At 61.1% G+C, this 9755-nt stretch carries 7 protein-coding genes; 5 read left to right on the top strand and 2 right to left on the bottom strand.

Features of this window, described 5'->3' with window-relative positions:
- Positions 1-141 precede the first annotated feature (141 nt).
- Together C4334_RS13800 and lysS are read right to left on the bottom strand one after the other, a co-directional pair.
- Positions 142-1143, bottom strand: coding sequence for an NAD(P)H-quinone oxidoreductase (locus tag C4334_RS13800; RefSeq protein WP_352432672.1), 1002 nt, complete (start codon positions 1141-1143; stop codon positions 142-144).
- Between the two features lie 139 nt (positions 1144-1282).
- Positions 1283-3067, bottom strand: coding sequence for a lysine--tRNA ligase (lysS, locus tag C4334_RS13795; protein WP_352432671.1), 1785 nt, complete (start codon positions 3065-3067; stop codon positions 1283-1285).
- Positions 3068-3201: 134 nt separating this feature from the next.
- Here lysS and rfaE2 point away from each other — a divergent pair, with 134 nt between their 5' ends.
- From rfaE2 to C4334_RS13770, 5 genes are all read left to right on the top strand, one after another.
- Positions 3202-3681: a D-glycero-beta-D-manno-heptose 1-phosphate adenylyltransferase gene (gene rfaE2, locus C4334_RS13790; RefSeq protein ID WP_352432670.1), complete on the top strand. Its 480-nt coding sequence runs from the start codon at positions 3202-3204 to the stop codon at positions 3679-3681.
- Complete coding sequence (locus tag C4334_RS13785) at positions 3681-3926, top strand: hypothetical protein (protein ID WP_352432669.1); 246 nt, start codon at positions 3681-3683, stop codon at positions 3924-3926. The genes rfaE2 and C4334_RS13785 overlap by 1 nt, the downstream gene beginning before the upstream one ends.
- Before the next feature lie 237 nt (positions 3927-4163).
- Complete coding sequence (mfd, locus tag C4334_RS13780; RefSeq protein ID WP_352432668.1) at positions 4164-7793, top strand: transcription-repair coupling factor; 3630 nt, start codon at positions 4164-4166, stop codon at positions 7791-7793.
- A 215-nt stretch (positions 7794-8008) separates the two neighbouring features.
- The gene (locus C4334_RS13775) at positions 8009-9079 is read left to right on the top strand and encodes a peptidylprolyl isomerase (RefSeq protein WP_352432667.1); all 1071 of its coding nucleotides are present in this window, start codon (positions 8009-8011) and stop codon (positions 9077-9079) included.
- Between the two features lie 111 nt (positions 9080-9190).
- Positions 9191-9487 (top strand): S4 domain-containing protein, encoded by a 297-nt coding sequence (locus C4334_RS13770; RefSeq protein ID WP_352432666.1) that lies wholly within the window; start codon positions 9191-9193, stop codon positions 9485-9487.
- The last annotated feature ends 268 nt before the right edge of the window (positions 9488-9755 follow it).

Here is a 9755-nt window from a genome sequence, read left to right as displayed (position 1 = left end):
GCGCGCGAACGTCGTGCCTTGCCTGAGTGCACACGACGAATTGTCTGTGACCCGCAGACTTTGGCCTGAATTCGAGAGTAAGTTTGTCTGGGTTATCTCCACGTCGCCGTCGGCGACACATAAGCTTTTGTGCTGAAGCGATCAGTCGAAGATGAGGACGACTTTGCCGAAGCTAGCGTTCGATTCAAGTCGGCGGTGAGCTTGGCGCACATCCTCCGCGCGGTAGATGCTGTCGATGATCGGGCGCAGCGCGCCGGTCGCCAGCAACGGAACGACGTGGCGGGCAAAACGTGCTACCGCAAGCGCTTTCTCCTCCGCCGTGCGCGTGCGCAGCACCGTGCCCATCAAGCGCAATCGTTTGCGCATGATCTGTCCGAGGTCGAACGAGGCGCGCGTACCGCCCATCGTGCCGACGAAAACGAGGCGACCCAGCGGCGCCAAAGAAGCGATATTAGCCTCTCCGTAAGCGGCCCCGACCAAGTCGAGCAGCACATCAACGCCGCGTCCGCCGGTCCACTGTTGCACCGCCTCGACAAACGCCTGCGCATCTTCCGTCACCGTGCAGCCATCTTTCAATCCGAGCGAGCGCGCTTTGGCGAGCTTCTCCGAGGTGCGCGCCGTGCCGTACACGGTGGCACCTGCCGCGCGTCCGAGTTGGATCGCCGCCGTCCCAACGCCTGAACCGGCAGCGTGCACGAGCAAAGCCTCGCCCGCTTGCAATGTAGCCTGCGCGAAGAGAGCATCGTGCGCCGTGATGAAGACTTCTGGCACGGCAGCAGCCTCCGGCCAGTCGAGACCAGCGGGGATTTCGGCCACATGGTTCTCCGGGACGACGACGTATTCCGCTTGTGCCCCGCCGCTCGTGATGCCAAAGACGCGCTGGCCCGCTCGCCAACGTTGCACTTCGTCGCCGATCTGGTCCACTTCGCCAGCAAACTCCAAGCCTGGAATGTCCGCGGGCGCTCCCGGTGGAGCCGGGTAGAGTCCGCGCCGTTGAAGCAGATCGGCGCGGTTCAAGGCCGCTGCATGCACGCGCACGCGCACGCGGTCGGCGCGCGCTTCTGGCCTTGTGACCTCGCGCAGTTCGAGCGTTTCCACATCGCCGTGGCCGGCGATCACAACGGCCAGCATTCTGTTCGTCATCTTGTTCTCAATTCTCGGTTGCCGTTTGCTCGTCCCAAATGCGAACTTACGCCTCGGTCGCCCCTTTTCGTTCCGCTTTCGATCCCCGCTTTACGCTCGCGACGCTCGGAAGCGGAGCGGGAAGATTCTTTTCGTTGGTTCACGTCGGCTCATCAGCGCGCTCTTGATCCGCTCGCTTTTTCGGCCTGAGGTGCGGAAAGAGGATTACATCGCGGATCGAGCGGCGATCGGTCAGCAGCATCGTCAACCGATCGATGCCGATGCCGATGCCAGCCGTGGGCGGCATGCCGTAAGAGAGCGCGCGTAGGAAATCTTCGTCCATCACCATCGCTTCTTCGTCGCCGCGTTCGCGCGCCGCCGCTTGCTCGAGGAAACGTCGGTACTGTTCCTCCGGGTCATTCAACTCCGAAAAGCCGTTGGCCACTTCCATGCCAGCGATGAAAAGCTCAAAGCGTTCGGCTAGGGTCGGATCCGCCATGGAAGCTTTGGCGAGCGGCGAGATGGCTTTCGGAAAGTCCGTGACAAAAGTAGGCTGGACCAGCCGCTCTTCCGCTACGACGGCGAAAATCTCTTCAAGCGCGCGCGCACGCGCCGTCTCATCGGTCAAAGGCTCGGCCTCGGCGCGCGCCTGTTGCCATGCGGCGGCCACCAACGCGGCATCCGGTTCGTGCGATTCGGCTGCGAGCCGCTGCCACGTTTGACAGAAGCGGACGAGCAGCGCGAGCTGATCGTCGTTCTTCAACCACGCAGTGGAGACGGGATCGCCTTGCGGATCGTTGAGCGCGGCGGGCCAGTGGCGAACGATGGCTTCCGTGAGCGGGACGCGCGTGAAAGGCGGCGCGAAGTCTATCTCGTGTTGATCATAGCGCACGCGCAAGGTACCGCAGACGCGCTCGACCACCGTGCGCAGCAGCTCTTCGCAGAAGTCCATCATGCGGTGCGCGTCCCAGTAAGCGCAGTAGAACTCGAGCATGGTGAATTCGGGATTGTGGCGCACCGACAGACCTTCGTTGCGGAAGTTGCGGTTGAGTTCGTAAACGCGCTCGAAGCCGCCGACGACGAGCCGCTTTAAGTAGAGTTCGGGCGCGATGCGCGCGTAAAGCGGGATGCCGAGCGCGTTGTGCCACGTTTGGAAAGGGCGTGCAGCAGCCCCGGTCGCCAGCGGCGAGAGCATCGGCGTTTCGACTTCGATGAAGCCGTGTTCATCGAGAAAGCGTCGGATCTCGCGGATGAGCTGCGCACGACGCTCGAAGACTTCGCGCGTTGAAAGTTCGTTCTCGTCGCGTTCGACTTTGATGCTGCTGGCGATCAGGTCCAAGTAGCGTTGGCGTTGGCGGACCTCCGGATCGGCAATGCCGTGCAGCTTGTCGGGCATCGGGAGCAACGCTTTGGCCAAGAAGTAGAGCTTTTGCGCGTGCACCGAAAGCTCGCCCGTTTTGGTCACAAAAAGGTATCCGCTGACGCCGATGAAATCGCCTTGGTCGAGCAGTTCGAAAAGCTCCCAGCCATCGGTTTCGCGCCCGTCGCTTGTGACGGCGGTTACCTCGCCTTTACGAACGTAGATCTGCAAGCGCGAGACCCCATCCGCCAGATGAACGAAGGCGGCTTTGCCCATCACGCGCGGCGGAGTGGCGAGGCGCCCGGCGACGCGCACCTCGTAGCGGTTCAACTCTCTATTGGCCCGTTCGATCTCTTCGGGGGCGGGACGCGCGCCATCTCGCGCCGACGGAACGAAGGGCGCAAAATGTCGGACGATGGCCGTGATCGTGTCCTCTTCGTCGGGACGGACGATGCGGCTACGTTCGAAACGGTTTGGGTAAGGGTTTCCAATGAGCGCGACGATTTTCGCTAAGTGCTCGCGCCGCGCGCGCGTTTGGTCGTTCTCTTCGATGAACGGTAAGTTCACGGCGTTCGGATCGTGCATGGTCAACGTGATCTTCGGCTGAGTCAAAGGGACGATTATAAGAGCCGCACACGCCGAGGGCAAAGCGACTTTCGACGTTCGATGCGGGTGGTCGCTTTCGTCGGCACCGTGTTAAAGTTTTCAAGCGAGTGGCTATGGAAGATAAGCTCATCTCGCTCGATGAGGCGCGGCGCGTCCGCGCGCAAATGCGTGCCGCGGGCCGTCGGTTGGTCTTCACCAACGGGTGCTTCGATCTGTTGCACATCGGGCACGTGCGCTATTTGCAGCAAGCGCGCGCTCTCGGCGACGCTCTGCTTGTGGCGATCAACAGCGACCGCGCTGTGCGTGCGCTCAAGGGGCCGGAACGCCCTTTGATGAAGGAAGCGGAACGGGCCGAAATGCTCGCGGCGCTCAGTGTGGTGGATTTCGTATTGATCTTCGATGATTTGAGCCCGCGGCAGTTGATCGCCGAGTTGCTGCCGGACGTGTTGGTCAAAGGCGGCGACTACAAGCTTGACGAAATTCATGGGCGTGAGGAAGTGGAAGCCGCTGGCGGCCGCGTCCTCGCGCTCCCGTTCATCTCTGGTTATTCGACTTCGGCGCTCATCGAGCGCATCCGGCGGTTGCGCGATTGATGGCGAAGAGGAAAAAGCTGATAGAGAAAAGCGACGACGGACGCTACGTTTTGATAGATGGGTGCCGGTGGCGTGCGACCGATCCGCGAATTCCCGAGGAAGCAAGGAAACATCTAGTCGCTGAACTAATGCGCGCGCGGCGCGCGATGCGCGCTGGCGACCGCGAAGCCGAACGCGATGCACGCGCGCGCGTTCACCGAACCAAAGTGGCGCTCGGCGAGCGCGGCCCAAAGTGGTGGGATTGAAAGCGCGCCGTCCGGCTGAACAGGTCGTCGCTTCGTAGACCGTATCTTACGCGAGATGAGCTGTCGGCCACGAATGGGCCAGCCCAAAGCATCTAAATCGATTCCGGGCGCTGCCTCGGTTGCAAAGCCGCGTCAGTCGCGTCGCACAGCGATTTTAACGGTGGCTTTGAGTCGCTCGAAGGAACGACGCCTGTATGATCTTTCTCCACGTTGGCGGCTACGATTCTTGGATTATTTATGAAGACCGAAGCGCAACCGTCGTTTGTCATTCAAGGCACGCTCGAACGCGTGCTCGCTGGCCGCGAGTTCCAGAGCGTGGTTGAAGCCGTTCGGCGCGGCGAGCGCGTCGTTTCCATCAGCGGCCTTGTCGCCCCTCCGGCGCGAGCTTTGGCAGTTGTTGCGTTGGGGCTGGCGACCGGAAAAAGGGTCGCTTTGATCGTCGAGGCGAACCGCGAACTGGAGACGTGGGAGCGAGACGTTCGTTTCTGGATCGAGGTCCTGACGGGCGAATCGGCAGAGGCCGCCAAGCGCACGCTCGCGACGCTGCCTGCGTCGGAGAGCGATCCGTATGCTGGCGCGTCGCCTCACGTCGAAACGCTCGAAGAACGAGCGCTGGCGCTATGGAAACTCGCGCACGGTACGGCGCGCTTCATCCTCCTGACTGCGCGGGCGCTCGCGCGCCGCACGGTGGCGCCTGCGGAGATCATCTCTTCGGGAGCCGTCCTGCGACTCGATGCCGACCACGATCTCGCTTCGCTGGTCCGGCGATTGCTCGCTGCCGGATACGTGCGCGAGGATCCGGTTGGGGCCGTCGGCGAGTTCTCCGTGCGCGGCGGCATCCTCGACGTTTGGCCGCCGGGATGCGACGCGCCAGTGCGCGCTGAGTTCTTCGGCGACACGGTGGATTCGATTCGCGAATTCGATCCTGAAACGCAGCTTTCGACGCGAAAGCTGACGAACGTCGAGCTCCCGCCGATGCGCGAATACGCCGTTGCGCGCGATGATTTCCGACGCTGGGCGGAAGCGGCGCGCGCGCGTTGGCACGAAGAACGTTTCGCACGCGCCTTGCGCGATCGCACGAGCTTGGCGGACGAAGGCGAAAGTTTTCCAGGGTGGGAATGGCTGATGCCGCTCATCAAAAAGACAGACGCTTCGCTCTTCGATTACCTACATGATTGCGTGCTGGTTGTCGATGAGCCGAGCGCCATCGAGCGTCGGTTGATGGAATTGGAGGCGACGCTTCGCGCAAGATATGTTGAAGCGGATCAAGCCGATGAGTTGGGGCTGACGCCAGAAGAGCTCTATTTGACGGCGGATGAGCTCCGCACTGGTTTGGAGAGAGCGTCGCGCGTGGAGTTCCGCGCGCTGGGGCGCGAGGCGGCGCGCGTCGATGAACGCTTTTCTCTGCTCGACACAAAGATGAGCGGGCTAGCGTTTCACCAAACGGAGCAACGCATCCCGTTCCATCTCTTTTCAGCTGTGGAACGGGCGGTTGAAATCGAATGGCCAGCGCGGGCGGCGAAAGCCTATCACGGCGACGTTCGGATGCTTGCCGCCGATTTGAAGCGACGCGCACAAACGACATGGTTGGTCATGCCGAGTCGCGGCGTCGCCGAACGGGTGGCCAAGATGCTCGCTGAGTACGACGTCGCTGCGCAACTGCTTCCGCTTGCGGAGACGGGGCGTCGGGAGACGCCCGTAGCGGTTACAGTCGGAAAGATCTCTGTCGGCTTCGAGCTGCCAACAAGCGACTTCACGTTGCACGTTGAACGCGATCTCTTTACAGAGGCGGGCGATGGTGCACTTGAGCGGCAGAGAGCGCGCGGCGGAGCAAAATCCAGAAGCGCCGCTTTCATCTCCGACTTTCGCGATCTGAAGGTCGGCGATTACGTCGTGCACGTGGATCACGGCGTAGCGCGTTTCGGCGGTTTGCAAACGCTCGAAGTGCAAGGGCGGCGGAGCGAGTTCATGCTGCTCATTTACGCCGATGAGGCCAAACTCTACGTGCCGGTCGAAAGGCTCGATCTGGTCCAGCGCTACGCGAGCGCCGAAGGTCGCGAACCGACGCTGGACCGGCTCGGCGGTCTTGGCTGGCAGAAGACTAAAGCGCGCGCCCGGCGCGCCATGCGCGACATGGCGGACCAATTGCTCCGCCTGTATGCCGAACGCAAGCTCGTGCGCGGTCACGCCTTCGCGTCCGATACGCCTTGGCAACGAGAGTTCGAGGAGGGGTTCGAGTACGAGCTGACGCCAGATCAAGCGACGGCCATCGCCGAGGTCAAGCGCGACATGGAGCAGCCCGTGCCGATGGACCGCTTGCTGTGCGGTGACGTCGGTTACGGCAAGACGGAAGTGGCCATGCGCGCCGCGTTCAAGGCCGTGATGGACGGCAAACAAGTTGCCGTGCTCGCGCCGACTACGGTGCTCGCTTATCAACACTTCGAAACGTTTCGCGCGCGCTTCGCGCCGTTTCCGGTCAAGATCGAGTTGCTGTCGCGCCTGCGGTCGAACAGAGAGCAGAAGGAGATCCTCGCGCGCGTGGAAGCGGGCGAGATCGACATCTTGATCGGCACGCACCGTTTGCTCTCCAAAGATGTTCGTTTCCGCGATCTCGGCTTGGTAGTGGTCGATGAGGAGCAGCGTTTCGGCGTCGCGCACAAAGAGCGGTTGAAGCAATTGAGAAAGCGCGTCGACGTATTGACGTTGACGGCAACGCCCATTCCGCGGACGCTCAATATGTCGCTCGTCGGTCTGCGTGACATGTCGATCATCGAGACTCCGCCGCGCGACCGTCTGGCGATTCAGACGCAGGTCGTACAGTTCTCCGAATCGGTCATCAAATCGGCCATCGAACTAGAGCTACAGCGGAGCGGTCAAGTCTTCTTCGTTCATAACCGCGTTGAGACGATCGATTCGATCGCCGCGCTCATCAAGCGGCTCGTGCCCAGGGCACGCATCGCCGTGGCGCACGGACAGATGAACGAACAGCAAATGGAGCGCATCATGCTCGATTTCGTCGCTTACAAATACGACGTTCTCGTCGCGACGACGATCATCGAAAACGGCATAGACATCCCGCGCGCCAATACGATCATCATAAACCGCGCTGATCAATACGGGCTAGCGCAGCTTTATCAATTGCGCGGTCGCGTCGGACGCTCGAACCGTCGCGCATACGCCTATTTGTTGATCCCATCGGAAGCGGATTTGACCCCTATTGCGCGACGGCGCTTGGCGGCCATCCGCGAGTTCTCCGATCTAGGTGCCGGATTCCGCATCGCCGCGCTCGATTTGGAGCTTCGCGGCGCCGGAAATCTGCTCGGCGCCGAACAGTCGGGCCACATGGATGCGCTCGGGTTCGACCTTTACATGCAGATGCTCGAGCGCACCGTGGCCGAACTGCGCGGCGAAGCGATGGAAGATGAGACGAGCGTCGCGCTCAATCTGGGCGTGGATGTCTCCATCCCCGCTGATTACATCAGCGACATGGGCCAGCGGCTACGCGCTTACAAACGCATCGCTTCGGCGCGCGACGACGCGCAGTTGCGCCAGATTCACGCTGAGATGGAAGACCGCTACGGGCGCCTCCCCGAACCGGTCGAAAAGCTTTTCGAATACGCACGACTGCGCCGCCTCGCCGAGGAGGTGGGGGCGCTTTCGATCGATCGCACGCCAGACGGGCTGGCCATCAAGTTGAGCGAGCGTGCCCGCGTCGCGCCGGAGAGTTTGATCGAACTGGTGCGCAAAAGGCCGGGAACGAGCTTTTCGCCGAGCGGCGTGTTGCGCGTGCAATTGAGCGGTGACGAAGAGATCATCCAAACGGCACAAGCGCTTCTCGAAAAGATCAAAGCTGCTGCGGACGCATGAGCCGATGATGAGGACGAAGATCGGACCTCGAAGAGGGGCGTAAACGAAAAGCGCGACTGCGGCGAGCTTGCGCCCGATGCAGTGGAAGCATCAGAATAAGGGGCGGAATGAGAAAGGCGAGATGATCTCGTTCAATTGGAGACGAGCGGCGCAAGGATCGCGTTTGGGTGAGCGAAGGATCGCGCTGAATTCAGATGAATCAAGGAAGTAGAGTCATGAACAGAAAGAGGCTTCAAATCGCGCTGGCAGCCTTTGCGCTGCTTTCGCTTCTTGGTGGGGCGCAGGCGCAAGAAGAAGGCGAACCGCGCGTGGTCGATCAAGTGGTCGCCCAAGTCAATAACGACGTCATCACGCTGTCAATGCTTCGACGCGAGATGCGCGAGGCCGTGGAAGCGCTCAAACAGCAGCGCGGCTTGACAGAACAGCAAGCCACCGAAGAGGTGCAAAAAAGGCAGCCGGAATTGATCGCCAGCTTGATCAACGAGCAGTTGTTGCTGCAAAAGGGAAAAGAGATCCCGCGGCTCGAAGAGGAAGTTGAGGCGGAAGTCAACCGGCGCATGTTGGAAGTGGCGCGTGAGAATAACATCAAGTCGATCGAGCAACTGGACGAAGCCTTGCGCAATAGCGGCCTCGATCCGGTGGAGATACGTCGGACTTTGCGCCGCGAGATCATGAAGAGCGCCGTGTTGAACCGCGAAGTGGACGCGCGCATCTACTTCGGGTTGAGCGCTGATGAGGTGCGGAAATACTTCGACGCACACCGCGACAAGTTCCGCAAGCCCGAAACGATCACGCTTTCGGAGATCTTTCTGAGCGCCGCGGGCAAGTCTGAACAAGAGGTGCTCGCGCGAGCGAAAGAGATCGTGCAAAAGGCGCGCGCCGGAGCGGATTTCGGGCAACTGGCCCAGACTTATTCGGAGCGTCCGCAGTCGCGCGAAAGGAAGGGCAAGCTCGGCACGTTCGTCCTTTCCGATATCACGCGCCAAGAGGTCGCACAGGCGATCAAAGGGTTGAAGGCGGGCGGCGTAACCGATCCGATTAAAACGGAAGAAGGTTATCTGATCTTGAGAGTTGATGAAAGAACTCCGCCGGGCGACGCGACGTTCAATGAGAATCAGGTGCGCGAAGCGATCACGGCAGAACGCGCGCCAAAAGAGCGGGCCGACTACTTGGACTCTTTGCGCAAAGAGGCTTATATCGCCGTCGCTGAAGAATACCGCGCGGCGGTGCTGCCTCTTCTCAAACTGGAGAACAAGACGGCGGCGAAAAGCGTCAAGCGGCCATGAAATCTACGAGCGGAAGGTCTCCAGCTTCGAGTCGGCTGGCGCGCTTCACACCGAGAAGAACGGATCATCTGCCGCAAAGCCTGTGCGCTTTCGAGAGTCGACTTAAAAGCGATGAGCGAAAACGCGGTTCAAGAGCTGCGTTTGGATCATTTTTTGCGCGCCAGCCGCTTGGCGCCGCGGCGCACCGTTGCACAAGAACTGTGTGAGCGAGGAGCCGTTCGGGTCAACGATCTGCCGGCTCGCGCTGCGCGTCGCGTGCGTGTCGGCGATCGCATTGAACTGACGCGGGGCAATCGCCTCATCGCCGTTCGTGTGGCGGCGCTGCCGTCGTCGAAGCAGGTCTCTCGCACACAAGCACGAACTCTCTACGAGCTGTTGGAAGAGCGCGTGTTGCCGGAAAGCCTCTAGCGACGAGCAGCAGCAATATCGCAACCAACGCTCTCCTTTTAACCCTCTCTTGGTCCCTCTTTCGCCTCGATTGAAGAGCGCATTTGGCCGCGCGAAGCGGTCGGGCGCGCAAGCTCTGATGGGCCTTCGGCAAATTTCCCGTCCCCTATCGCTCGTGCCTTGCTCCTCGCTGCGCACCTATCTCGAAAGTTGCGCATACCTCATCGGGACGCCACTTAGTTTGCTGAGCGTAGATCTGATCGCTCGGCGTCGAAAGCCTCTTCCGCAC

The sequence above is a fragment of the Pyrinomonas sp. genome (genome assembly GCF_040289685.1).
GTDB lineage: Bacteria > Acidobacteriota > Blastocatellia > Pyrinomonadales > Pyrinomonadaceae > Pyrinomonas.
Note: the sequence above shows the minus strand (reverse complement) of the source record. Positions and strands in the feature narration are given on the sequence as shown.

Excerpts from the sequence above, each read along its gene's own strand:
- C4334_RS13800 (WP_352432672.1), bottom strand. The coding sequence starts at position 1,143 with ATGACGAACAGAATGCTGGCCGTTGTGATCGCCGGCCACGGCGATGTG.
- lysS (WP_352432671.1), bottom strand. The coding sequence starts at position 3,067 with ATGCACGATCCGAACGCCGTGAACTTACCGTTCATCGAAGAGAACGAC.
- rfaE2 (WP_352432670.1), top strand. The coding sequence starts at position 3,202 with ATGGAAGATAAGCTCATCTCGCTCGATGAGGCGCGGCGCGTCCGCGCG.
- C4334_RS13785 (WP_352432669.1), top strand. The coding sequence starts at position 3,681 with ATGGCGAAGAGGAAAAAGCTGATAGAGAAAAGCGACGACGGACGCTAC.
- mfd (WP_352432668.1), top strand. The coding sequence starts at position 4,164 with ATGAAGACCGAAGCGCAACCGTCGTTTGTCATTCAAGGCACGCTCGAA.
- C4334_RS13775 (WP_352432667.1), top strand. The coding sequence starts at position 8,009 with ATGAACAGAAAGAGGCTTCAAATCGCGCTGGCAGCCTTTGCGCTGCTT.
- C4334_RS13770 (WP_352432666.1), top strand. The coding sequence starts at position 9,191 with ATGAGCGAAAACGCGGTTCAAGAGCTGCGTTTGGATCATTTTTTGCGC.